Origin of the sequence: Ottowia sp., assembly GCF_046348305.1 — a bacterium.
In the GTDB taxonomy this organism is placed as follows: domain Bacteria; phylum Pseudomonadota; class Gammaproteobacteria; order Burkholderiales; family Burkholderiaceae_C; genus Ottowia.
The window spans coordinates 60,697-83,469 of the sequence record NZ_JAXMEM010000013.1; the positions used below are offsets into that span (position 1 = coordinate 60,697).

23 protein-coding genes are annotated in these 22,773 nt (G+C 68.1%); 20 read left to right on the forward strand and 3 right to left on the reverse strand.

Annotation, left to right across the window (positions count from 1 at the left end; all coding sequences use genetic code 11):
- Positions 1-138: 138 nt before the first annotated feature.
- Complete coding sequence (locus U1F38_RS15335) at positions 139-3,012, reverse strand: ribonuclease E/G (protein WP_409987941.1); 2,874 nt, start codon at positions 3,010-3,012, stop codon at positions 139-141.
- 573 nt (positions 3,013-3,585) lie between these two features.
- On the opposite strand from U1F38_RS15335, the gene U1F38_RS15340 reads away from it, so the two are divergent.
- The 4 genes from U1F38_RS15340 (at position 3,586) to U1F38_RS15355 (ending at position 6,657) form a co-directional block, all read left to right on the forward strand.
- The gene (locus U1F38_RS15340) at positions 3,586-4,572 is read left to right on the forward strand and encodes an RluA family pseudouridine synthase (RefSeq protein WP_409987942.1); all 987 of its coding nucleotides are present in this window, start codon (positions 3,586-3,588) and stop codon (positions 4,570-4,572) included.
- Positions 4,569-5,231, forward strand: a complete 663-nt coding sequence (locus U1F38_RS15345) for an HAD family hydrolase (protein WP_409987943.1) — start codon at positions 4,569-4,571, stop codon at positions 5,229-5,231. The genes U1F38_RS15340 and U1F38_RS15345 overlap by 4 nt, the downstream gene beginning before the upstream one ends.
- The gene (locus tag U1F38_RS15350; protein ID WP_409987944.1) at positions 5,228-5,614 is read left to right on the forward strand and encodes a Rieske (2Fe-2S) protein; all 387 of its coding nucleotides are present in this window, start codon (positions 5,228-5,230) and stop codon (positions 5,612-5,614) included. The genes U1F38_RS15345 and U1F38_RS15350 overlap by 4 nt, the downstream gene beginning before the upstream one ends.
- A gap of 80 nt (positions 5,615-5,694) precedes the next feature.
- Entirely contained in the window at positions 5,695-6,657 is a 963-nt protein-coding gene (locus U1F38_RS15355; protein WP_409987945.1) for a S49 family peptidase, read from the forward strand.
- A 77-nt stretch (positions 6,658-6,734) separates the two neighbouring features.
- On the opposite strand, the gene U1F38_RS15360 is transcribed toward U1F38_RS15355, so the two are convergent.
- Positions 6,735-7,514: an SAM-dependent methyltransferase gene (locus U1F38_RS15360; RefSeq protein ID WP_409987946.1), complete on the reverse strand. Its 780-nt coding sequence runs from the start codon at positions 7,512-7,514 to the stop codon at positions 6,735-6,737.
- Positions 7,511-8,119 (reverse strand): Maf family nucleotide pyrophosphatase, encoded by a 609-nt coding sequence (locus tag U1F38_RS15365; protein WP_409987947.1) that lies wholly within the window; start codon positions 8,117-8,119, stop codon positions 7,511-7,513. The genes U1F38_RS15360 and U1F38_RS15365 overlap by 4 nt, the downstream gene beginning before the upstream one ends.
- A 26-nt stretch (positions 8,120-8,145) precedes the next feature.
- Between U1F38_RS15365 and U1F38_RS15370 the strand changes: the two genes are divergently transcribed.
- From U1F38_RS15370 to U1F38_RS15445, 16 genes are all read left to right on the forward strand, one after another.
- Positions 8,146-8,694: a YceD family protein gene (locus tag U1F38_RS15370; protein WP_409987948.1), complete on the forward strand. Its 549-nt coding sequence runs from the start codon at positions 8,146-8,148 to the stop codon at positions 8,692-8,694.
- Between the two features lie 194 nt (positions 8,695-8,888).
- Positions 8,889-9,071: a 50S ribosomal protein L32 gene (rpmF, locus tag U1F38_RS15375; protein WP_409987949.1), complete on the forward strand. Its 183-nt coding sequence runs from the start codon at positions 8,889-8,891 to the stop codon at positions 9,069-9,071.
- A 156-nt stretch (positions 9,072-9,227) separates the two neighbouring features.
- The gene (plsX, locus tag U1F38_RS15380; protein WP_409987950.1) at positions 9,228-10,259 is read left to right on the forward strand and encodes a phosphate acyltransferase PlsX; all 1,032 of its coding nucleotides are present in this window, start codon (positions 9,228-9,230) and stop codon (positions 10,257-10,259) included.
- A 21-nt stretch (positions 10,260-10,280) separates the two neighbouring features.
- A complete protein-coding gene (locus tag U1F38_RS15385) occupies positions 10,281-11,261 on the forward strand; it encodes a beta-ketoacyl-ACP synthase III (protein ID WP_409987951.1) in 981 nt (326 codons plus the stop codon).
- Positions 11,262-11,320: 59 nt separating this feature from the next.
- Positions 11,321-12,271 (forward strand): ACP S-malonyltransferase, encoded by a 951-nt coding sequence (gene fabD, locus U1F38_RS15390; RefSeq protein WP_409987975.1) that lies wholly within the window; start codon positions 11,321-11,323, stop codon positions 12,269-12,271.
- A 19-nt stretch (positions 12,272-12,290) separates the two neighbouring features.
- Positions 12,291-13,046, forward strand: coding sequence for a 3-oxoacyl-ACP reductase FabG (gene fabG, locus U1F38_RS15395; protein WP_409987952.1), 756 nt, complete (start codon positions 12,291-12,293; stop codon positions 13,044-13,046).
- Between the two features lie 89 nt (positions 13,047-13,135).
- The gene (gene acpP, locus U1F38_RS15400) at positions 13,136-13,372 is read left to right on the forward strand and encodes an acyl carrier protein (protein WP_106703654.1); all 237 of its coding nucleotides are present in this window, start codon (positions 13,136-13,138) and stop codon (positions 13,370-13,372) included.
- Positions 13,373-13,378: 6 nt separating this feature from the next.
- The gene (fabF, locus tag U1F38_RS15405; RefSeq protein ID WP_409987953.1) at positions 13,379-14,623 is read left to right on the forward strand and encodes a beta-ketoacyl-ACP synthase II; all 1,245 of its coding nucleotides are present in this window, start codon (positions 13,379-13,381) and stop codon (positions 14,621-14,623) included.
- Positions 14,624-14,679: 56 nt separating this feature from the next.
- Positions 14,680-15,162, forward strand: a complete 483-nt coding sequence (locus U1F38_RS15410; protein WP_409987954.1) for a hypothetical protein — start codon at positions 14,680-14,682, stop codon at positions 15,160-15,162.
- A 16-nt stretch (positions 15,163-15,178) separates the two neighbouring features.
- Positions 15,179-15,805: an RNA polymerase sigma factor RpoE gene (gene rpoE / locus U1F38_RS15415; RefSeq protein WP_409987955.1), complete on the forward strand. Its 627-nt coding sequence runs from the start codon at positions 15,179-15,181 to the stop codon at positions 15,803-15,805.
- Positions 15,806-15,807: 2 nt separating this feature from the next.
- Positions 15,808-16,431 carry a sigma-E factor negative regulatory protein gene (locus U1F38_RS15420; RefSeq protein WP_409987956.1) on the forward strand — a complete coding sequence of 208 codons (624 nt, stop codon included), beginning with the start codon at positions 15,808-15,810 and terminating at the stop codon, positions 16,429-16,431.
- A complete protein-coding gene (locus U1F38_RS15425) occupies positions 16,431-17,522 on the forward strand; it encodes a MucB/RseB C-terminal domain-containing protein (protein ID WP_409987957.1) in 1,092 nt (363 codons plus the stop codon). The genes U1F38_RS15420 and U1F38_RS15425 overlap by 1 nt, the downstream gene beginning before the upstream one ends.
- A gap of 77 nt (positions 17,523-17,599) precedes the next feature.
- Positions 17,600-19,096 (forward strand): DegQ family serine endoprotease, encoded by a 1,497-nt coding sequence (locus U1F38_RS15430; RefSeq protein ID WP_409987958.1) that lies wholly within the window; start codon positions 17,600-17,602, stop codon positions 19,094-19,096.
- A gap of 492 nt (positions 19,097-19,588) precedes the next feature.
- On the forward strand, positions 19,589-21,397 hold the full coding sequence (gene lepA, locus U1F38_RS15435; RefSeq protein ID WP_409987959.1) for a translation elongation factor 4: 1,809 nt from the start codon (positions 19,589-19,591) through the stop codon (positions 21,395-21,397).
- Positions 21,397-22,365, forward strand: a complete 969-nt coding sequence (gene lepB, locus U1F38_RS15440; RefSeq protein ID WP_409987960.1) for a signal peptidase I — start codon at positions 21,397-21,399, stop codon at positions 22,363-22,365. The genes lepA and lepB overlap by 1 nt, the downstream gene beginning before the upstream one ends.
- Before the next feature lie 19 nt (positions 22,366-22,384).
- The gene (locus U1F38_RS15445) at positions 22,385-22,753 is read left to right on the forward strand and encodes a DUF4845 domain-containing protein (RefSeq protein ID WP_409987961.1); all 369 of its coding nucleotides are present in this window, start codon (positions 22,385-22,387) and stop codon (positions 22,751-22,753) included.
- The last annotated feature ends 20 nt before the right edge of the window (positions 22,754-22,773 follow it).

Consider the following 22,773-nt stretch of genomic DNA (forward strand, 5'->3'; position numbering starts at 1 on the left):
TTTAGATTAAAACTATCACAAATTCAATTCGTTTTAACTAAACTATTTTTAGGGTGACTCTATCGGCCAAAGGAAACGGGCTGGACGGTTGCCCATCCAGCCCATTCTTTCACGTCGCGCCTTCAGCCTTTCAGGCGCTCAGTGCGCCGAGCGCTCGAAGGGCAGGGTGATCGCACCCAAGTCCTTGCGGGTCTCCACCAGCACCAGCGGGCCTTCGTCGAGCTCCACCAGCGGCGGGCGCTCGCGCGGCACGTGGATCGGGCGCGGCTCGGCGGCAATCGCCGCCTGCACGGCAGCCACCTTGTCGGCGTCGGAGTTGACCCAGTTCAGGCCAGCCTGATCGGCCACCCGAGCCAGCGCGTCCACTGGCAGCGCAAATGCACCGACCTTGGGCATGCCGACGGCCGCCGCTTGCGCGGGGGCGGGCGCCGCAGGGGCCGGAGCCGGGGCAGGGGCCGGCGCAGCGGCTGGTGCAGGGACGGCTGCGACCGGCGTTGGCGCGGGACTCACCACGGGGGCAGCCAGCGGAGCGGCCGGCGCCGGCGCCTCGCTGTCCGCCGGGCGGGCGAAGTACGAGCGCACCGCCGGTGCCGCGGGTTCGGCCTCGGCGCTGTCGGCGTGCTGCGGCTGCGGCGCGGCGGGCTGGTCGGGCGTGCGGTCTTCGGCGCGCTCGCGGTGCTCGCGGCCTTCACGGCCCTCGCGTTGTTGGCGTTCGCGCGGGCGGCGTTCGCGGCGCTCGTCCGTCGCGCCTGCATCCGAGCCGGCCGCGTCGGCCAGGGGTTGCGCGACTTCGCCAGGCGCGGCGCCGTCGGCGCGCGGTTCGCCCGGCTCGCGCCGGCCTTCGCCGCGGCCGCGGCGGCCGTCGCCCCGCGGCGGACGCGCCGTGCGGCTGCCTTCGCTTTCGCCGGCGCTCTGGACTTCGTCCGTCACGCCTTCGCGGCGCTCGCGCGGCGCGCGGTCGCCACGTTCGCCACGTTCGCCGCGGTCACCACGCTCCGGGCGTTCGCCGTTGCGGCGGCCGCCGTCGCGGGGGCGGCGGACTTCGCCGTTGGCGTCGGCGGTGCCGGTCTGGGCTTCGCGTCCTTCGCTGCGGCCGTCATCATTGCGGGCTTCGCGCCCGCGGCCTTCTCCCGAGCGGCCTTCGCCGTTGCGGCCGCCACGGCCGCGGCCGCCGCGGCGCTGGCCGCTGCGTTCACCGCGGCCTTCACGCTTTTCCTCGGGTGCGGCGGCGGGTGCCGGCGTCGCCGGGGCCGCTTCCGCCGGGGGCGTGGGCGCCGATCCGAACAGACCCTTGAGCCAACCCATCAGGCCGCCCGTGCTGGTCTCGACCGCCGGGGCGGCGGCGACAGGCGCCCGCGTCGGCACGGGCGCCGCGGCGGGCGCGGGCGCAACCGGCGGGGTCGGCAGCGGGGTGTCGCGCAGCACGCCCTTGATGACGGGCTGCTGGCGGTTGGTGGGCTCCTGGCTGCGGCGGGTGACCGTGGTCGGGTCCTCGAACTCCTCGGCCATCTTGTAGCTGGAGTCGATGTCGTCCAGGCGCGGGTCGTCGTGCTTCAAGCGGTCGAGCCGGTAGTGCGGCGTCTCCAGCGTCTTGTTGGGCACCAGGGTGACGTTGACGCGCTGCTTGAGCTCGATCTTGGCGATCTCGGGGCGCTTTTCGTTCAGCAGGAAACTGGCCACTTCCACCGGCACCTGCACGTTGACGGCGGCGGTGTTGTCCTTGAGCGATTCCTCCTGGATGATGCGCAGGATCTGCAGCGCGCTGGACTCGGTGTCGCGCACGTGGCCCGAGCCGCCGCAGCGCGGGCAGGGGATCGAGGCGCCTTCACTCAGCGCCGGCTTCAGGCGCTGGCGGCTCATCTCCAGCAGGCCGAACTTGCTGATCGAGCCGAATTGCACGCGCGCGCGGTCCTGGCGCAGCGCCTCGCGCAGGCGGTTTTCGACCTCGCGGCGGTTCTTGCTCTCCTCCATGTCGATGAAGTCGATCACGATCAGGCCGCCCAGGTCGCGCAGGCGCATCTGGCGCGCCACCTCGTCGGCGGCCTCCAGGTTGGTGCGGGTGGCGGTCTCCTCGATGTCGCCGCCCTTGATGGCGCGCGCGGAGTTGACATCCACCGCCACCAGCGCCTCCGCGTGGTCGATCACGATGGCGCCGCCCGAGGGCAGGCTGACTGTGCGGCTGTAGGCCGACTCGATCTGGTGCTCGATCTGAAAGCGCGAGAACAGCGGCGCGTTGTCGCGGTAGCGCTTGACGCGGTGCGCCTGCTCCGGCATCACGTGCGCCATGAACTGGTGCGCCTGCTCGAACACGTCGTCGGTGTCGATCAGGATGTCGCCGATGTCGCTGTTGAAGTAGTCGCGGATGGCGCGGATCACCAGGTTGCTTTCCTGGTAGATCAGGAAGGCGCCCTTGCCCTCCTTGGCGGCGCCGTCAATGGCGTCCCACAGCTTGAGCAGGTAGTTCAGGTCCCACTGCAGCTCGGGCGCGCTGCGGCCGATGCCGGCGGTGCGTGCGATGATGCTGGCGCCCTTGGGATATTCGAGCTGATCCATCGCCTCCTTCAGCTCGGCGCGGTCCTCGCCCTCGATGCGGCGGCTGACGCCGCCGCCGCGCGGGTTGTTGGGCATCAACACCACGTAGCGCCCAGCCAGGCTGACGAAGGTGGTCAGCGCCGCCCCCTTGTTGCCGCGCTCTTCCTTCTCGACCTGTACCAGCAGGCTCTGGCCTTCCTTGATCGCGTCCTGGATCTTGGCCTGGCCGACCGAGACGCCCTCGGCGAAGTACTGGCGCGAGATTTCCTTGAAGGGCAAAAAGCCGTGGCGCTCCTCGCCATAGTCGACGAAGCAGGCCTCCAGGCTGGGCTCGACGCGCGTGACGACGGCCTTGTAGATGTTGCCCTTGCGCTGTTCGCGTCCTTCGATCTCGATCTCGTAGTCGAGCAGTTTTTGTCCATCGACAATCGCCAGGCGGCGCTCTTCGGCCTGCGTGGCGTTGATCAGCATCCGTTTCATGATGCGTGTTCCTTTGCGTCAAAAAGCATGGCCCCATCCAAGGGGCACTTGACGCCGGGACGGCGCGCAGAAAACGCAAAGACGAAACGGGGGACCGAGAGTGCGCTCAGGCGGCTGCCAGACCCGGGTGTGGGGCAGGGGCCAAAGGAGGGGCGGGGGCCGCAACGTGCGCGGGTGCCGCCGCGGCCAAGGCGATGGCCTTGGCAGCAGTCGGCAGCGGCGCGGGCGTGCAGGTAATGCGCCCTGGCGCAGACATGCGGGGCGCGGGCATCAGCCAGCGCCAGCAGATCGCAAACCAGGTCATCAGCACGTTGTGTTCTCGTTGGGAGCCGACTCGCGGCAGCCGCTTGTTGCAGCGCTGCCGCCAATCTCGGGTGTTTCGTCGTCAGAGTTTCATTGCGCCATCCGTGCCCGCGCTTTTTTGGGCCGGGCGACCCGGTGTGGGGCCCTGCGCTTTCTTGTGCGGACGCGGCGTCGAACGTTTGCGGGCCGGGCGGTGCGTGCCTGATGGAATTAGACTTGCCGTGATCGGGATGTCCATTCCGGTTCAGATTCAAGCGTCAACACCACCGGATGCCAGCAGCAACCATTATAGAGGCGCAGCCCGCCCGCCCGGGCGACGCCGCCGCCAAGCCGCAGGTGTTGCACCTGACGGTGGATGCGGAAAGCGCCGGCCAGCGCCTGGACAACTACCTGATCCGCCAGCTCAAGGGCGTGCCCAAGACCCATGTCTACCGCATCATCCGCTCGGGCGAGGTGCGGGTGAACAAGGGGCGTGCCGGCGCCGACACGCGCGTGCAGGCCGGCGACGCGGTGCGCGTGCCCCCGGTGCGCCAGGCCGAGCGCGCCGAAAAGCCGGTGCCGGCGCGCGAGTTCGCCGTGTTGTTCGAGGACGATCATCTGCTGGCCATCGACAAGCCCGCTGGCGTGGCCGTGCACGGGGGTTCGGGCCTGGCCTTTGGCGTGATCGAGCAACTGCGCCGCGCCAGGCCCGACGCGCGCCTGCTGGAGCTGGTGCACCGGCTGGACCGCGAAACCAGCGGCGTGCTGCTGATCGCCAAGAAGCGCAGCGCGTTGAAGCACCTGCAGGAGCAGTTTCGCGACCGCAGCACCGGCAAGACCTATCTGGCGCTGGTGGCGGGCGATTGGCCCGAGCGCCTGAAGGTGATCGACATGCCGCTGCACAAATATCTGCAGGGCGATGGCGAGCGCCGCGTCAGGGTGGTGGACGCGGCGCACCCGGACGCCATGCGTGCCGTCACCCTGGTCAAGGTGCGCGAGCGGCGGGACGGCTGCAGCCTGCTGGAGGTCACCATCAAGACGGGGCGCACGCACCAGATTCGCGTGCACCTGGCGGCGCAGGGCCATCCGATCGCGGGCGACGACAAGTACGGCGACTTCGACTGGAACCGGCGCCTGCAGAAACAGGGCCTCAAACGCATGTTCCTGCATGCGTGGCGGTTACAGTTCGAGCATCCGGCCAGCGGCGAGCGCCTCGAATTGCACTCGCCCCTGCCGCCCGATCTGCCCTGGCCCTCCCAAGCTTCCACGCCCGCATGAATCGCCCCCGCCAGTTCGACCTGATCTGCTTTGATTGGGACGGCACCCTGTTCGACTCCACCGGCATCATCACCCGCTGCATCCAGCAGGCCGTGGTGGACGTGGGCGGCGCGCGGCCCAGCGATCAGGCGGCCTCCTTCGTGATCGGCATGGCCCTGGCTCCGGCCCTGGCCAAGGCCGCGCCCGACGTGCCGCCCGAAAAATACCCCGAACTGGCCGCGCGCTACCGCCATCACTACCTCAGGCACCAGGGCGACATCAGCCTGTTCGACGGCGTGCTGCCCATGCTGGCCGATCTGCGCGGGCGCCACCATTGGCTCACGGTGGCCACCGGCAAAAGCCGGCGCGGCCTGGACGACGTGCTGGCCACGCGCCAGTTGCGCGGCGTGTTCGACGGCTCGCGCACGGCCGATGAAACTGCGGGCAAACCCGACCCGCGCATGCTCAATGAACTGATGCGCCAGTTTGGCGCCGAGCCCGAGCGCACGCTGATGATCGGCGACACCACGCATGACCTGCAAATGGCGCTGAATGCCGGCTGCGCCAGCGTGGGCGTGGGTTATGGCGCCCACCCGCTGGACGACTTCGACGCGCTGCACCCGCGTTTCGTGGCGCGTTCGGTGGCCGATTTGCATCGCTGGCTGGACGAGCAGGCATGACCGCAGCCACCGAGCCCCCATCGGCCGCCATCGAGCTTTGCCCGTCGGGCGATCTGGCCGAGGGCGGCCTGGCCGTGTCCTTCGACGTGGTGATCGACGGCGAGCACTGCCGCGCCTTCGCGATTCGCTTCGAGGGCCGCGCACATGCCTATCTGAACCGCTGCACCCACGTGGCGATGGAGCTGGACTGGCAGCCGGGCCGCATCTTCGACGACACCGGCCAATGGCTGCTGTGCGCCTCGCATGGCGCGGTCTATGCGCCCGATACGGGCGAAGGTGTGGCCGGGCCGTGCCAGGGCGGCCTGTTCAAGATCGAACTGACCGAGGCCGACGGCATGGTCTGGTGGCACCCCACCGAGCGCTTGCAGCCGCTTTCATTCTGACACCGCGGTGGCGGCGTCGGCGGGCGTTGTTTGATGGACAATCGACGCCATCGAGGATTGCGCAGGCTGCGCCGCACGACATGGAAAATGAAATCACGCTGGACGCCAAGACCATTCACTGGGAGCGCGAGGCGATCGAGAAGCTGCTGATGGCCGAAGTGCGCGAGCGCCGGGCCGCGCGCCGCTGGCGCATGCTGCGCAGCCTGCTGTGGATGGTGCTGGTCGGCGGTCTGATCTGGGTGATGTTGTGGGGCAACCAGTGGCCCGGCGGCGCCAGCGTGAGCGGGCCACACACCGCCATGGTGTCGATTCGTGGCGAGATCGCCGACCGCGGCGAGGCCAGCGCCGAGCTCATCCTGCCGGCCATGCGCAGCGCGCTGGAAGACCCCGGCTCCAAGGCGCTGGTGCTGCTGATCAACTCACCCGGCGGCAGCCCGGTGCAGGCCGGCTTGATCAACGACGAGATTCGCCGCCTGCGCAAGCTCTATGACAAACCGATCTACGCGGTGGTCGAGGAAACCTGCGCCTCGGCGGCCTATTACATCGCCTCGGCCGCCGACGATATCTACGTCAACAAGGCCAGCATCGTCGGCAGCATCGGCGTGCTGATGGACGGCTTCGGCTTTGTCGGCACCATGGACAAGCTGGGCGTGGAGCGGCGCCTGCTCACGGCCGGCGCCAACAAGGGCTTTCTCGACCCGTTCAGCCCCCAGTCCGACACGCAAAAGCAATTTGCGCAGACCATGCTCAACCAGATCCACCAGCAGTTCATCGACGTCGTCAAGCAAGGCCGCGGCGATCGCCTGAAGGCCACGCCGGAAACCTTCAGCGGCCTGTTCTGGACGGGTGAGCAGGCCATCGGCATGGGCCTGGCCGACGGCACGGGCAGCCTGGACTCGGTGGCGCGCGACGTGGTCAAGGCCGAAAAACTGGTGGACTACACCAACAAGGTCAATTTTGCCGAGCGCTTTGCCAAGCGCTTCGGCGCCGAGATCGGGCAGGGCGCGGTGAGCGCCCTGCGAGCGCTGCCGGTGCTGCGCTGATTGGTTTCACGCGGGGGCGACGCCTCGCGTCGAAGCCGTCTGCCGCCAGCCCGGACAGGCCGCCCGCAGGGCGCCGCTTACCGGCCGATGGCGAATACCGCCGGCAGCGCGGCGGAGGCGGGTGCCGTTGTGGCGCTTCGCCAGTCGGTCACGCTTTGGCTGACGCAGCGCGCGTGCTCCAGCGTCAAACCATGACAAATCGCCAGGCGCGTGCCGGGCTGCAATTCATGCAGCAGGGCCTGCACCAGCGCGGCGTTGCGGTAGGGCGTTTCGATGAAGAGCTGGCTTTGGCCTGTCTTGCGAGCCAGGGCTTCCAGTTCGCGAATGCGCGTGGCGCGGGCCGCTGGCTCCTGCGGCAGGTAGCCTACAAAGGCAAAGTTCTGGCCGTTCAGCCCGCTGGCGGCCAGGGCCAGCAGGATCGACACGGGCCCCACCAGCGGCACCACGGCGATGCCCAGGCCATGCGCGGCGCGCACCACCGAGCTGCCGGGGTCGGCCACGGCAGGCATGCCGGCCTCGCTGATCAGGCCGACGTCGTGGCCTTTCAGTGCGGCGGCCAGCAGGGGGCGCACGTCGGGGTGGGCGGACTGCGGGTCGTGATCGCCCTTTTTGTGCACGGCGCGCGGCAGCTCGGTGATGGTGTGCGCCTGCACCGGCTGCGCCAGCGGCGCCACGGCGTCCACACGCTTGAGGAAGGCTCGGGTGGACTTGGCGTTTTCGCTGATCCAGTGGGTGATGCGCGCGGCCGCCTGCAGCGTGCCCAGCGGCAGCACGTCGGTGATGGGCGCTTGCGGCGTGCAGCCGTGGTCCAGCGGCGTGGGCACCAGCAGCAGCCGGCCCGGAGGCGGCGCTGTCATGGCAGCATGCAGCCGGCGGCGCGCAGCAGGCGCGCGGTGCGGATCAGCGGCAGGCCGACCAGGGCGCTCGGATCGTCGTTGTGGATGGCCTCGAGCAGGGCGATGCCCAGGCCCTCGCTCTTGGCGCTGCCGGCGCAGTCGTAGGGCTGCTCGGCGCGCAGATAGCGCTCGATCTCGCCCTCGTTCAGGGTGCGAAAGCGCACCTCCACGGCGGCCAGGTCGGTCTGCTCGAAGCCGGTGGCCACGCACACCACGCTGAGCGCGGTCTGAAAGACAACGGTCTGCCCGCTCATGGCGCGCAGCTGCGCCACCGCGCGCTCGTGCGTGCCGGGCTTGCCCAGCGGTCGGCCCGCCAGGTCGGCCACCTGGTCGGAGCCGATCACGATCGCCTGGCGGTGGCGCGCGGCCACGTCGCGCGCCTTGGCCAGCGCCAGGCGCAAGGCCAGCGCGCGCGGCGCCTCGCCGGGCTGGGGGGTTTCGTCCACGTCGGGGGCGGCCACGTCGAAGGCCAAGCGCAGGCGAGACAGCAATTCGCGGCGGTAGCGGGAGGTGGAGCCCAGCACCAGCGGGCGCGCTGTGTCGGGCGTGGCGAGGAGGGCGCTCATCCGGGGGATTCTCTTACACTGCCGGCATGACTTTCCCGTTTCAGCCCGAGCGGCTTGATGTGGCTGCATTTGCGCAGTCCAAGGCGTCCCTGTCGGAGCGCGATCCACTATCAATTTACGAGCGCCTTGCGCAGGAGGCCATTGGTCCAACGCCCGATATTGCTGTGGACTGGAGCGTGCACGGCGAGCAGCGCAGCGCGGTCGATGGCGTGGTGCGCCCGGCGCTGCACCTGCGCGCCCGCGCCGTGCTGCCGCTGGCCTGCCAGCGCTGCATGGGCGAGGTGCGGGTGCCGCTGGAAGTGGATCGCCACATCGTGTTCGCGCAGGGCGAAGACAGCGCCGCCGCGCTGGACGATGCCAGCGAGGACGACGTGCTGGCTTTGACCAGCGAGCTGGACGTGCGCGATCTGGTCGAGGACGAGTTGCTCCTGGCGCTGCCCCTGGTGCCGCGCCACGAGGTGTGTCCGGGCCCGGTCAAGCTGTCGGCGCAGGATGCGGATTTCGACGCGGCCGGCCAGGAGCAGCCGCATCCGTTTGCCGGCCTGGCGGCGCTCAAGACGGGCAAGCCGCACTGAAGCCCCCAACTCGTCCGTTGTGAAGCGGCTGCATGGGGCTTGGTCGGCCTCGGGTTTCGCACTATAATCAAAGGCTTTTCGCGCGGGGCTGCTCAATTTGGCTTGGCGCGATGTGTTCAAACCAACGCCTGTTTCGCTGGCTGCGCCCTTTGGGGCAGCTTCTGGCGAAACCCTTTGATTTCCAAGGAGCCACCATGGCCGTTCAGCAAAACAAGAAATCGCCGTCCAAGCGCGGCATGCACCGTTCGCACAACGCCCTGGCCACGCCGGGCATTGCGGTGGAGCCCACCACGGGCGAGACGCACCTGCGCCACCACATCAGCCCCAACGGGTTTTATCGCGGCCGCCAGGTCATCAAGGCCAAGACGGAGGCCTGATCGCGGGCCGTGGGTGCCGGTGTTCGCCCGCCCCGGCCAAGCCCTTCTATACTTTCCAGGCCCGGTGCTACACGTCGTAGCCTCGGGCCTGTGTCGTTTCCGGCGTTTCCTTGACTGACAGTGCGGGGCGGCCCTCGGGTGCCCGCGGGAGCTTGCATGACCGTTGTGGCTGTTGATTGCATGGGCGGCGACCATGGGCCGCAGGTCACCTTGCCGGCCTGCCGCCGTTTTCTCGACAGTCACCCCGACGCCCGCCTGCTGCTGGTGGGCCAGCCCGAGGCGCTCAAGGGCTTTGCACACGAGCGCGCGCAGATCGTCGCGGCCAGCGAGGTGATCGGCATGGACGATGCCATCGAGGTGGCGCTGCGCAAGAAGAAGGATTCGTCCACCCGCGTGGCGATTCAGCAGGTGAAGGACGGCGCCGCGCAGGCCGCGGTGTCGGCCGGCAACACCGGCGCGCTGATGGCCGTGGCGCGCTACCTGCTCAAGACGCTGGAGGGCATCGACCGGCCCGCCATCGCCACCCGGATTCCCAACGCCAAGGGCGGCGCCACCACCGTGCTCGACCTGGGTGCCAATGTCGATTGCACGGCCGAGCACCTGCTCCAGTTCGCGGTGATGGGCTCGGCCCTGGTGTCGGTGCTCAACAACGATCCGCAGCCTACGGTGGGCCTGCTCAACGTGGGCGAGGAGGCCATCAAGGGCAGCGAGGAGATCAAGCGCGCGGGCGAACTGCTGCGCGCCGCGGCGGCCACGGGCGACCTCAACTTCGTCGGCAATGTCGAGGGCAACGACATCTTCAAGGGCGCGGCCGACATCGTGGTGTGCGATGGCTTTGTCGGCAATGTGGCGCTCAAGACCATCGAGGGCCTGGCCACGATGATCGGCGGCTTCATGAAGGAAGAGTTTTCGCGCAACCTGTTCACCAAGGCCGCCGCGCTGGTGGCCTACCCGGTGCTTTCGGCGCTCAAGCGCCGCATGGACCACCGGCGCTACAACGGCGCGGCGCTGCTGGGCCTGCGCGGCCTGGTGTTCAAGAGCCACGGCTCGGCCGACGCGCTGGCCTTCGAGCAGGCGATTGCCCGCGCGTATGATGCCGCGCACAACCAGTTGCTGGCGCGCGTGCAAAGCCGCATCGCCCATGCCTTGCCGCTGCTGCAACCCCAGCCGGCCAGTGCGGCAAACTGAATTGACCAAGAATCGATACCGATGACGCGACGCTATTCCCGCATCACGGGCACCGGCAGCTACCTGCCCCCGCGCCGCGTGACCAATGACGACCTGGTGGCCGAGCTGGCCCGCCAGGGGGTCGAGACCTCCGACGAATGGATCGTGGAGCGCACCGGCATCCGCGCGCGCCACTTTGCCGCGCCCGACGTGGGCGCCAGCGACCTGGCCGTGCCGGCCGCGCAGGCGGCCATGCAGGCGGCCGGGGTGCAGGCCGGCGACATCGACCTGATCATCGTCGCCACCTCCACGCCCGACATGGTGTTCCCGTCGACGGCCGCCATCGTGCAGCACAAGCTGGGCGCCAGCGGCTGCCCGGTGTTCGACGTGCAGGCGGTGTGCAGCGGCTTTGTCTATGCCCTGACCGTGGCCGACGCGCTGATTACCAACGGCACGGCCCGGCGCGCGCTGGTGATCGGCGCCGAGGTGTTCTCGCGCCTGCTGGACTTCAAGGACCGCACCACCTGCGTGCTGTTCGGCGACGGCGCAGGTGCCGTGGTGCTGGAGGCTTCCGACACCCCCGGCATCCTGGCCACCGACCTGCACGCCGACGGCAAGCACGTCGATATCCTGTGCGTGCCCGGCCACGTTTCGGGCGGGCAAATCCTGGGCGATCCGCTGCTCAAGATGGATGGGCAGGCCGTCTTCAAGCTGGCCGTGGGGGTGCTCGACAAGGCCGCGCGGGCGGTGTTGGCCAAGGCCGAGATGGACGCCTCCAGCATCGACTGGCTGATTCCGCACCAGGCCAACATCCGCATCATGCTCAGCACCGCCAGGAAGCTGCATCTGCCGCCCGAAAAGGTGGTGGTCACCGTGCAGGACCATGGCAACACCTCGGCCGCCTCCATCCCGCTGGCGCTGGACCACGGCGTGCGCGCCGGCCAGGTCAAGGCCGGGCAGACCGTGCTGCTGGAAGGCGTGGGGGGCGGTTTCACCTGGGGCGCCGTACTCCTGAAAATGTAGCTGCCTGCGCTTGCTGGACAAGCGATGGGCCTTTATTCGTTGTTTATTCTGCAATGAGCATGACACCGTTTGCCTTTGTTTTTCCCGGCCAGGGCTCGCAGTCCGTGGGCATGCTGGACGCCTGGGGCGACCACCCCGCCGTGCGCGAGACGCTGACCGAGGCCTCGGCCGCGCTGGGCGAAGACCTGGGCGCGCTGATCGCCACCGGCCCCAAGGAGACGCTGGCGCTGACCACCAACACCCAGCCGGTGATGCTGGTGGCCGGCGTGGCCTGCTGGCGCGCCTGGCGCGCCGAGGGTGGGGCGCTGCCGCAGGCGGTGGCCGGCCACTCACTGGGCGAGTACTCGGCCCTGGTGGCGGCCGAGGTCCTGAGCCTGGCGCAAGCCGTGCCGCTGGTGCGCCTGCGCGCCGCGGCCATGCAGGACGCGGTGCCCGTGGGCACCGGCGCCATGGCCGCGATCCTGGGGCTGGACGCTGAAAAAGTGATAGCGGGTTGCGCTGACGTGACGCGAGCCATGGGCTCAAACGGTGCCGAAGTGGTGGAGGCCGTCAATTTCAACGACCCGATGCAGACCGTGATCGCCGGCAGCAAGGCCGCGGTGGACAAGGCCTGCGAGGTGCTCAAGGGCCTGGGAGCCAAGCGCGCGCTGCCGCTGCCGGTGTCGGCGCCGTTTCACTCCAGCCTGATGAAGCCGGCGGCCGAGCGGCTGAAGGCGGCGCTGGCCGATATCGACCTGGCCGCCCCGCGCATCCCGGTGGTCAACAACGTGGACGTGGCGGTCGAGTCCGACCCGGCCCGCATCCGCGATGCCCTGGTGCGCCAGGCAGCCGGCCCGGTGCGCTGGGTCGAATGCGTTCAGGCCATCCGGGCGCGTGGCATCACCCACGTGATCGAATGCGGCCCGGGCAAGGCGCTGGCGGGCATGACCAAGCGCATCGACGCCGAACTGGTCGGTGCATCCCTGTACGACCCGGCCACCCTGGCTGAGGTCAAGGCGTTGCTGGCCTGACAGCCCGAGGAAGCACGACATGGCAGAGACGACAACCCCCATGGCAGGCCAGGTGGCCCTGGTGACCGGCGCTTCGCGCGGCATTGGCGCGGCGGTGGCGCGCGAGCTGGCCGCGCGCGGCCTGAAGGTGATCGGCACGGCGACGAGCGCCGACGGCGCGGCGCGCATCGGCGCGGCCCTGGCGGACTTTCCCGGCTGCCGCGGCGCGGCGCTCGACGTCAACGACCTGGCCGCCGCCGAGGCGCTGATCGAGGCCATCGTCAAGGAACACGGCGCGCTGCACGTGCTGGTCAACAACGCCGGCATCACGCGCGACATGCTGGCCATGCGCCTGAAGGACGAGGACTGGGACGCGGTGATCGACACCAACCTGAAGGCGGTGTTTCGCATGAGCCGCGCCGTCATGCGCCCGATGATGAAGCAGCGCTACGGGCGCATCGTCAACATCACCAGCGTGGTCGGCGCCTCGGGCAACCCGGGGCAGGCCAACTACGCGGCGGCCAAGGCCGGCGTGGCCGGCATGACGCGGGCGCTGGCGCGCGAGCTGGGCAGCCGCGGCATCACCGTCAACTGCGTGGCGCCGGGTTTCATCGCCACCGACATGACGGCGGCGCTGTCCGACGAGCAAAAAAGCGCGCTGACGGGCCAGATTCCGCTGGGGCGCCTGGGCCAGCCGGGCGACATCGCGAGCGCCGTGGCCTATCTTGCCAGCCCCGAGGCGGGCTACGTCACCGGGCAGGAGCTGCACGTCAACGGCGGCATGTACATGGCCTGATCGAACTTCTTTGTTACTTGGGCGGGTACGCGATTCGGCGTGTAAGCCCGGGTAAAATCCACATTTTTTACAACCCTCAGAGGGAACCCATGAGCGATATCGAAGCACGTGTCAAGAAAATCATCGCCGAGCAGCTCGGCGTGGAAGAGTCCCAGGTGACCAACGAGAAAGCCTTCGTGGCCGATCTGGGCGCCGACTCGCTGGACACCGTCGAATTGGTGATGGCGCTGGAGGATGAGTTCGGCATCGAGATTCCCGACGAGGACGCCGAAAAGATCACCACGGTGCAGGCCGCGATCGATTACGCCAACAGCAAGAAGGCCTGACCGCCCATGAGCCGGCGCCGAGTCGTCGTCACCGGATTGGGTTGCGTCAGCCCCGTGGGCAACACGGTGGCCGAATCCTGGGCCAGCCTGCTGGCCGGGCGTTCGGGCATCGACGCGATCACGCAGTTTGATGCAGCCGCGTTTGCCTGCCGCTTTGCCGGCGAGGTCAAGGGTTTCAACATCGGGGACTACATGCCCGAAAAAGAAGCCCGCCACATGGACCGCTTCATCCACCTGGGCCTGGCCGCGGCCGACCAGGCGGTGCGCGACGCCGGCCTGCCCACGGGTGACGCGCTCGACCCCGAGCAGGCCGTGCGCATCGGCTGCAACATCGGCTCGGGCATCGGCGGCCTGCCCCTGATCGAGGCCACGCATGGCGAATACGCCAGCCGCGGGCCCCGGCGCATCTCGCCGTTCTTCGTGCCGGCCTCGATCATCAACATGATCTCCGGGCACGCCTCGATCCGCTTTGGCTTCAAGGGCCCCAACATCGCCACCGTGACGGCCTGCACCACCGGCCTGCACGCCATCGGCGTGTCGGCGCGCATGATCCAGCACGGTGATGCCGACGTGATGGTGGCCGGCGGCGCCGAATCCACCGTGTCGCCCCTGGGCGTCGGCGGCTTTGCCGCCGCGCGCGCGCTGTCCACCCGCAACGACGATCCCAAGACCGCGTCCCGCCCCTGGGACAAGGACCGTGACGGCTTCGTGCTGGGCGAGGGCAGCGGCGTGCTGGTGCTCGAGGAATACCAATACGCCAAGGCGCGCGGCGCCCGCATCTATGCCGAGCTGATCGGCTTCGGCATGAGCGGCGACGCCTTTCACATGACCGCGCCCGACGTGGACGGGCCGCGCCGCTCCATGGTCAACGCCCTGCGCGACGCCGGCGTCAACGCCGACCAGGTGAACTACCTGAACGCCCACGGCACCAGCACCCCGCTGGGCGACGTGAACGAGACCAACGCCATCAAGGCGGCGCTGGGCGATGCGGCGCGCTCCGTGGTGGTCAACTCGACCAAGTCCATGACCGGCCACCTGCTGGGCGGCGCCGGCGGCATCGAGAGCGTGTTCACCGTGCTGGCCATCCACCACCAGAAGAGCCCGCCCACGATCAACATCTTCAACCAGGACCCCGAGTGCGACCTGGACTACTGCGCCAACACCGCGCGCGACATGAAGATCGACGTGGCCATGAAGAACAACTTCGGTTTCGGCGGCACCAACGGAACCCTGGTGTTCCAGCGGGCTTGATCGGGAGCCGGCGCGGGCCGCCGGCACCCCATCGCCCCTTGTTCCGGCGGATCTTCATGCACAGCGCGCCCGCCGTCACGCACCCCACCGGTCGCACGGCGCGGCTCGCGCTGTTGCTGGCAAGCCTGGGTGCGCTCGGGCTGGCCGGGGCGATCGGCGTGGCCGTCTCCGGCGGCGCGCAGCCCCGGGCAGCATGGCAAGCCGGCGCCCTGCTGGCCGCCTGCGCGGTGGCGCTCGGCGCTTTGTGGCGGTTTTGGCATGCGCAGCGTCCGCGCCAGCTGGCCTGGGACGGCGCACAGTGGCGCCTGCAAGACGGCAGCGCGCCGGCTGTGCCCGATGGTGCGGTGGTTCAGGTGCAGGTGCGCCTGGATCTGCAAGCCATGCTGCTGTTGTGCGCCCAGGACCTGGAAACCGGACGCCATGTCTGGCTTTGGGCGCAAAAGGGCGCAGATGCCGATCGCTGGCATCTGCTGCGCTGTGCCGTGTGGGCCATGCCGCCAAGGCCCCAAGGCGCCGCGGCCGACGCCACGCCCGTTTGATGGGGCGGTCCAGACCTTGACCAACCCAGGCCCCGACCGCCCCGCCGACAGCGAAGCCTTGCTGGTGCAGCGCGCCGCCGCGGGTGACCAGCGCGCCTATGAATTGCTGGTGATCAAGTACCAGCGGCGCATCCAGCGCCTGATCGGGCGCCTGGTGCGCGACGTCGACCTGGTGGAAGACATTGCGCAGGAGACTTTCATTCGCGCCTGGCGGGCGCTGCCGCAGTTTCGCGGCGACGCGCAGTTCTACACCTGGCTGTACCGGATTGCGGTCAACACGGCCAAGAAGGCGCTGCTGGAGCTCAAGCGCGACCCCACCGTCACGGAGGCGGCGCTGCGCTCGTCCGACGAGGACGATGAAACTTCCCGCCGCGAGAACGAACTAATTTCGGAATCCACGCCGGAAACGGAGCTGGCGGCCCGAGAAATCGCCGCCGCCGTCAATGCGGCGATGGAGGCCTTGCCCGACGATTTGCGCCAAGCCATCACGCTGCGCGAGATCGAAGGGCTCAGCTACGAAGAGATTGCCGAAACCATGAACTGCCCCATCGGAACCGTCCGCAGCCGGATTTTTCGGGCCCGCGAGGCCATTTCCGCCAGGGTCAAGCCCTTGCTCAGTCATCAATCGGGAAAACGGTGGTGATCATGAATCCACAAACCGACATCGACAGCGCGCGCGCGAACATTTCTGCTCTGGCCGACGGCGAGTTGGGCGGCGACGAGGCCGCGCGAATCCTGGATGCAATGGATGCCGGCGCGACGCGCGAGTGCTGGCACCTCTATCACCTGATCGGCGACGTGCTGCGCGCGCCGGATCTGGGCGACGCGCGGCACGACGTCGAATTCGTCTCGCGCCTGCGTGGGCGCCTGCCGCCGCAGGTGTCGGTGGTGGCGCCGGCGCAAGTGCCCGACGCGCCCGCGGCCGCGCGCCCGGCGGCCAACGACGGCGTGTTCCGCTGGAAGATGGTGGCCGGCCTGGCATCGGTGGCGGCGGTTGCCGCCATTGGCTGGGGCAGCCTGGGCAGCATCGGCCCTGCAGCGCCGGGTGGCGGGCCGCAGATGGCCTCGAACACCGGTCCGGCACCCGCCAACGCCGTGTTCGCGGCGGCGCAACCGGGCGCGCCGGCGCCCGCCGGCACGGCGGTCATGTTGCGTGACCCCGAGCTGGATCAACTGCTGGCCGCACACCGCCAGGCCGCTGGCGTGTCGGCCTTTGGCGATTCGGCGGCATTCATGCGCGCCGCCGCTTTTGAAGGGCCGGCGCGTTGATGGCCACCGCGCGCGAGCTGGGGCCCTTGCGCGGCTTGGCATGGTCGGCGGTGCGCCGCCGCCGGGCGCTGCTGCGCCGGCTGGGCAGCGCCGCGCTGCTGTGGTGTGCCGGGGGCGTGGTCGGGACGGCCATCGCGCAGGGTTCGTTTGGCGGCGGGGCGGTGTCCGTCGGCCCGCAGCCGCGCACGGTGAACGAATGGCTGGTGCGTTTGCAGCAGGGCTCCAACGTGCCCGCCTTCATGGGCACCTTCGTGGTGACGGCGTCCTCGGGTGCCATGGCCAGCGCGCGCATCTGGCACGTGTGCGAGGGCAATACGCAGTTGGAGCGGATCGACGCGCTTTCCGGTCCGCCGCGCTCGAGCTTTCGGCGCAATGACGAGGTCAGCCTGCTGTTGCCCGAGGCGCATGTGGTGCGCACCGAGCAGCGCGAGCCCGGCGGGCGTTTTCCCAACCTGCTGCGTCCCGGCGCCGATCAGACGGCGGCGGCCTTTTACACGGCGCGCGAGGAGGGGCCAGAGCGGGTGGCCGGGCAGGAGACCGACATTGTGTGGCTCAAGCCCGTCGATGCACTGCGCTACGGCTATCGCATCTGGAGCGAGCGGCGCACCGGGCTGGTGCTGAAGATGCAAACGCTGGACGATGCCGGCAAAGTGCTGGAGCAGTCGGCGTTTTCCGAGGTGCAGATCAACCCGCCACAGCCGGTGGTGCAGGCGCAGCTGAAAATCAGCGGCGTCGAGGGCTGGCGCAGCGAGCGCATCGAGCGCCAGCGCACCGATGCCGCGCAAGAAGGCTGGCGCATGCAGCAGGGCGTGCCGGGTTTCGAGCCGCAAGGTTGCTGGCGCCGGCAGATGACGGCCGCAGGCCCCACGCTGCAATGGGTGTTTTCCGATGGCCTGGCCACCGTGTCGATGTTCATCGAACCCTTTGACGCCAAGCGCCACGTGCGCCAGGGCGTTTCCAGCCTGGGCGCCACGCATGCCATGAGCCACCGCTGGCCCGACGCCCGCGGCGCCTGGTGGGTGACGCTGATCGGCGAAGTCCCGCTGCCGACGCTGCAACGCCTGCTGGACAATTTGCGCCACGACAAATGACGCTGCCTGCGTGGCCGGCAGGCGCCACGCCCGACACCCCGAAACCCGAAACCCTCTCGAGCAAGGATCTTGCCCTCATGAAACCTGTCGTCGCTTTCCGCCGTGCCCACCTGGCGGGCCTGTTGCTGCCGCTGTTGCTGAGCACGGGGGCGCTGCCGCTGCCCGCGCTGGCGCAGACCCAGGCCGCCCCTGCGGTGCGCACGCTGCCGGACTTCACCGACCTGGTCGATCAGGTCAGCCCTGCAGTGGTCAATATCCGCACCCTGGAGCGGGTGCGCGGGGGGGGCGACGGCGATGCCCAGGCCGACAAGGACATGCAGGAGTTCTTCCGGCGTTTCTTTGGCGTGCCCATGCCCAACCTGCCGCGCCCGGCGCCGCGCTCCAATCGCCCGTCGCCGCAAGCGCCCGACGAGGAGGTGCCGCGCGGCGTGGGCTCGGGCTTCATCCTGTCGGCCGACGGGTACGTGATGACCAATGCGCATGTGGTGGACGGCGCCGACGAGGTGATCGTCACGCTGACCGACAAGCGCGAGTTCAAGGCCCGCATCGTGGGCGCCGACAAGCGCACCGACGTGGCCCTGGTCAAGATCGACGCCACGGGGCTGCCGTTTGTGAGGGTGGGTGACGTGAGCCGGCTGCGCGTGGGCGAGTGGGTGATGGCCATCGGCTCGCCCTTCGGCCTGGAAAACACCGTGACGGCCGGCATCGTCAGCGCCAAGCAGCGCGACACGGGCGACTACCTGCCCTTCATCCAGACCGACGTGGCCGTCAACCCGGGCAACTCGGGCGGGCCGCTGATCAACATGCGCGGCGAGGTGGTGGGCATCAACAGCCAGATCTATTCGCGCTCGGGCGGCTTCATGGGCATCTCGTTTGCCATCCCGATCGACGAGGCCATGCGCGTGAGCGATCAGCTGCGCGCCAGCGGCCACGTGACGCGCGGGCGCATCGGCGTGCGCATCGACCAGGTCACGCGCGAGGTGGCCGAGTCCATCGGCCTGGGCAAGCCACAGGGCGCGCTGGTGCGCAACGTGGAGAGCGGCTCGCCGGCCGAAAAGGCGGGCATCGAGGCGGGCGACATCATCACGCGCTTCGACGGCAAGCTGATCGACAAGGCCAGCGACCTGCCGCGCATGGTGGGCAACACCAAGCCGGGCACGCGCAGCACGGTGACGGTGTTTCGGCGCGGACAAAACCGCGACCTGGCCATCACCATCGCCGAGCTGGAGCCGGAGCAGACCGCGGCTGCGCGCAAGTCGGGTGCCTCCGGCAGCGAGCCGGCCAAGGCGCCCGGCACGGCGCAGGCGCTGGGGCTGACGGTGGCCGATCTGACGGCGACGCAGCGCAAGGAGCTCAAGGTCAAGCACGGCGTGCGCGTGGAGGCCGCCGCCGACGCGGCGGCGCGCACCGGCCTGCGCGAGGGCGACGTGATCCTGGCGGTGGGCAACACCGAAATCGCCAACGTGCGCGAGTTCGAGGCGGCCGTGGCCAAGGTCGATCGCTCCAAGCCCATCAACATGCTGGTGCAGCGCGGGGACATGGTGCAGTTCGTGCTCATTCGCGCGTCCCGCTGAACGGGTGGGCGGCTTGCCGGAATTCCGATAAAACCATGGGGTTTTTGGGATTTCCGGCCGGGCGTGAAGCAGCGGTGTCGTTCTTTTGACCCACGGCGAAGCGGCGGCCGTGTGGATGACTGGACAGGCTTACAGATCGAATCGGCTAAAATTCAGGGCCTCATTCTGCTGAATTCGGAATATGCCAGCGCTTGGGACATCCACCATGCGAAAGGGGATTGGTGTCCACAGCAAACAAACCAACAAATCACAGCTTGTTCACGGATTTGTTTGCCGTGATCTGTTGATAATATGTTGATAAATTATTCGTTGTGACGTCGCAACGTCGCCGATATTTGGATTTTTGATCTTGGCACTGCCGATTTCTGCCTACAATGAAGCTCCAACTATCGCAGTTGCCATAGATTGTTGGTTGAGGGCGCGTCACATTCAGTGCGCGCCCTTTTTTCGTGCGTGATCAAAGCGCAATCAATCACTTGCCTTCGTTCCTTGATGGATCACATCAGAAATTTTTCAATCATTGCGCACATCGATCACGGCAAATCGACGCTGGCCGATCGCCTGATTCAGCGCTGCGGCGGGCTGGCCGAGCGCGAGATGCAGTCGCAGGTGCTCGACTCGATGGACATCGAGAAAGAGCGGGGGATAACCATCAAGGCGCAGACCGCCGCGCTGCACTACACAGCGCGCGATGGCAAGGTCTACAACCTCAACCTGATCGACACGCCGGGCCACGTGGACTTCTCGTATGAGGTCTCGCGTTCGCTGTCGGCGTGCGAGGGCGCGCTGCTGGTCGTCGATGCCTCGCAGGGTGTCGAGGCGCAGACGGTGGCCAACTGCTACACCGCGCTGGACCTGGGCGTCGAGGTGCTGCCCGTGCTCAACAAGATGGACTTGCCGCAGGCCGACCCGGAGAGCGCCAAGGCCGAGATCGAGGACGTGATCGGCATCGACGCGAGCGAGGCGATCGCCATCTCGGCCAAGACCGGCATGGGCATCGACGAGGTGCTCGAGCAGATCGTCGCCAAGGTGCCGGCGCCGCGCGGCAAGCTGGATGCGCCCTTGCGCGCCATGATCATCGACAGCTGGTTCGACGCCTATGTGGGCGTGGTGATGCTGGTGCGCGTGGTCGATGGCGAACTGAACAAGGGCGAACGCTTTCGCATGATGGCCACCGGCGCGGCGTATGAGGCCAACCAGCTGGGCGTGTTCACCCCCGCCAACGTGCAGCGCGAACAGCTGAAGGCCGGCGAGGTGGGCTACATCATCGCCGGCATCAAGGAGCTGAAGGCCGCCAAGGTGGGCGACACCATCACGCTGGACAAGAAGCTGCCCAACAACCTGGGGCCGGCCGACAAGCCGTTGCCGGGCTTCAAGGAGGTGCAGCCGCAGGTGTTCGCGGGCCTGTACCCGACCGAGGCCAACCAGTACGACCAGTTGCGCGACAGCCTGGAGAAGCTGCAGCTCAACGACTCGTCGCTGCGCTTCGAGCCCGAGGTCAGCCAGGCGCTGGGCTTTGGTTTTCGCTGCGGCTTTCTGGGTCTGCTGCACATGGAGATCGTGCAAGAGCGCCTGGAGCGCGAGTTCGACCAGGACCTGATCACCACCGCGCCCAGCGTGGTCTATCAGGTCGAGAAGGGCGACGGCGAGGTGATCCTGGTGGAGAACCCTTCCAAGATGCCCGATGCGGCACGCATCCAGGAAATCCGCGAGCCCATCGTCACCGTGCACCTGTTCATGCCGCAGGACTACGTGGGCCCGGTGATGACCCTGTGCAACCAGAAGCGCGGCGTGCAGATCAACATGCAATACCACGGCCGCCAGGTCATGCTGACCTACGAGCTGCCGCTGGGCGAGATCGTGCTGGACTTCTTTGACAAGCTCAAATCCGTCAGCCGCGGCTATGCGTCGATGGACTACGAGTTCAAGGAGTACCGCGCCTCGGACGTGGTCAAGGTGGACATCCTGCTCAACGGCGAGCGGGTGGACGCGCTGTCGATCATCGTGCACCGCAGCCAGGCGCAATACCGCGGCCGGGCCGTGGCCGCCAAGATGCGCGAGATCATCAGCCGCCAGCAGTTCGACGTGGCCATCCAGGCGGCCATCGGCGCCAACATCATCGCGCGCGAGAACATCAAGGCCTTGCGCAAGAACGTGCTGGCAAAATGCTACGGCGGCGACATCACCCGAAAGCGCAAATTGTTGGAAAAGCAGAAGGCAGGCAAGAAGCGAATGAAGCAGATCGGTTCGGTCGAGGTGCCGCAAGAGGCCTTTTTGGCCATCTTGCAGGTGGAGGAATGATGCCGATCCTCACCGCCATCATCCTGGCCGCCTTCGTGGCGTATGGCGCGGCCTGGTACACGGGCAGCATCGAGGGCAACTTCGCCCTGCTGCTGCTGCTGGCCACGGTGGTCACCGGCATCTACTGGCTGGCCGACCGCTTCATCTTCCTGCCGCGCCGGCGCGCCGCGGCCCAGGCCGCGCAGGACCAGTTGCAACGCCGACGCACCGAATTGGCCGCGCAGGGCATCACGCAGGTCGATCAGGCCGATGCCAAGCTCACCACCGACCGCCTGCTGGCGCAACCCTGGTGGCTGGACTGGACGGCCGGGCTGTTCCCGGTGATCCTGATCGTCTTTCTGCTGCGCTCCTTCGTGTTCGAGCCCTTCAAGATTCCCTCGGGCTCGATGATTCCGACGCTGCTGATCGGCGACCTGATTCTGGTGAACAAGTTCACCTACGGCCTGCGCCTGCCGGTGGCCAACACGCGGCTGACCGAGGGCCACGCGGTGCAGCGTGGCGACGTGGTGGTGTTTCGCTACCCGCCCAAGCCCAGCGTGGACTACATCAAGCGCGTGATCGGCCTGCCGGGCGACGAGGTGTCCTACCTGAACAAGCGCCTGACCATCAACGGCAAGGAAGTGCCCCAGACCGCCGTTTCGGACTTCTTCGACGAGTCCACGATGGAGTACTTCAAGCAGTTCAACGAGCAACTCGGTGACGTTCGTCACGACATCATCGTGGATACGCGGCGCGCGGCCTTCATCGGCAACCCCGACGCCTTTCCGTACCGGGATAATTGCCGCTACAGCATCGAGGGGGTGACCTGCAAGGTGCCCGAGGGGCAATACTTCATGATGGGTGACAACCGCGACAATTCGCTGGATTCGCGCTACTGGGGCTTCGTGCCCGAAGGCAACATCATCGGACGGGCGTTCTTCGTCTGGATGAACTTCGGCAACCTGGGGCGCATCGGTTCGTTCCATTGACGGTTTGGAGGGAGTTCACATGACGCATTCCAACGCTGCGCGCCAACGCGGCATTTCCTTCATCGGCCTGCTGTTTCTGGGCGTGGTGCTGGCCTTTCTGGCCATCGTCGGCGCCAAGGTGGTGCCCACGGCCAGCGAGTACATGTCCATCGTCAAGGCCGTCAAGAAGGCCGCCAGCGACGGCGACACCGTGCCGGCCGTGCGCGCGTCCTTCGACCGCACGGCGTCGGTGGACTACATCGACTCGATCAGCGGCAAGGACCTGGAGGTCACCAAGGTCAACGACAAGATCGTGGTGCGCTTTGCCTACGACAAGGAAATTCCCTTGTTCGGCCCGGCCTACCTGCTGATCAAATACCGGGGTTCTTCCGCGGGTGGTTACGACTAAGTCACGGCGCCCCGCCAAGC

Bases quoted from the DNA above. Each gene is read 5' to 3' on its own strand.
- U1F38_RS15385 (WP_409987951.1), top strand. From the start codon at position 10,281: ATGACGCGACGCTATTCCCGCATCACGGGCACCGGCAGCTACCTGCCC.
- U1F38_RS15340 (WP_409987942.1), top strand. From the start codon at position 3,586: ATGCCAGCAGCAACCATTATAGAGGCGCAGCCCGCCCGCCCGGGCGAC.
- U1F38_RS15425 (WP_409987957.1), top strand. From the start codon at position 16,431: ATGGCCACCGCGCGCGAGCTGGGGCCCTTGCGCGGCTTGGCATGGTCG.
- U1F38_RS15355 (WP_409987945.1), top strand. From the start codon at position 5,695: ATGGAAAATGAAATCACGCTGGACGCCAAGACCATTCACTGGGAGCGC.
- U1F38_RS15335 (WP_409987941.1), bottom strand. From the start codon at position 3,012: ATGAAACGGATGCTGATCAACGCCACGCAGGCCGAAGAGCGCCGCCTG.
- U1F38_RS15445 (WP_409987961.1), top strand. From the start codon at position 22,385: ATGACGCATTCCAACGCTGCGCGCCAACGCGGCATTTCCTTCATCGGC.
- rpmF (WP_409987949.1), top strand. From the start codon at position 8,889: ATGGCCGTTCAGCAAAACAAGAAATCGCCGTCCAAGCGCGGCATGCAC.
- fabF (WP_409987953.1), top strand. From the start codon at position 13,379: ATGAGCCGGCGCCGAGTCGTCGTCACCGGATTGGGTTGCGTCAGCCCC.
- U1F38_RS15410 (WP_409987954.1), top strand. From the start codon at position 14,680: ATGCACAGCGCGCCCGCCGTCACGCACCCCACCGGTCGCACGGCGCGG.
- lepA (WP_409987959.1), top strand. From the start codon at position 19,589: ATGGATCACATCAGAAATTTTTCAATCATTGCGCACATCGATCACGGC.
- U1F38_RS15420 (WP_409987956.1), top strand. From the start codon at position 15,808: ATGAATCCACAAACCGACATCGACAGCGCGCGCGCGAACATTTCTGCT.
- U1F38_RS15350 (WP_409987944.1), top strand. From the start codon at position 5,228: ATGACCGCAGCCACCGAGCCCCCATCGGCCGCCATCGAGCTTTGCCCG.
- U1F38_RS15365 (WP_409987947.1), bottom strand. From the start codon at position 8,119: ATGAGCGCCCTCCTCGCCACGCCCGACACAGCGCGCCCGCTGGTGCTG.
- fabG (WP_409987952.1), top strand. From the start codon at position 12,291: ATGGCAGAGACGACAACCCCCATGGCAGGCCAGGTGGCCCTGGTGACC.
- U1F38_RS15360 (WP_409987946.1), bottom strand. From the start codon at position 7,514: ATGACAGCGCCGCCTCCGGGCCGGCTGCTGCTGGTGCCCACGCCGCTG.
- acpP (WP_106703654.1), top strand. From the start codon at position 13,136: ATGAGCGATATCGAAGCACGTGTCAAGAAAATCATCGCCGAGCAGCTC.
- U1F38_RS15430 (WP_409987958.1), top strand. From the start codon at position 17,600: ATGAAACCTGTCGTCGCTTTCCGCCGTGCCCACCTGGCGGGCCTGTTG.
- plsX (WP_409987950.1), top strand. From the start codon at position 9,228: ATGACCGTTGTGGCTGTTGATTGCATGGGCGGCGACCATGGGCCGCAG.
- lepB (WP_409987960.1), top strand. From the start codon at position 21,397: ATGCCGATCCTCACCGCCATCATCCTGGCCGCCTTCGTGGCGTATGGC.
- U1F38_RS15370 (WP_409987948.1), top strand. From the start codon at position 8,146: ATGACTTTCCCGTTTCAGCCCGAGCGGCTTGATGTGGCTGCATTTGCG.
- fabD (WP_409987975.1), top strand. From the start codon at position 11,321: ATGACACCGTTTGCCTTTGTTTTTCCCGGCCAGGGCTCGCAGTCCGTG.
- U1F38_RS15345 (WP_409987943.1), top strand. From the start codon at position 4,569: ATGAATCGCCCCCGCCAGTTCGACCTGATCTGCTTTGATTGGGACGGC.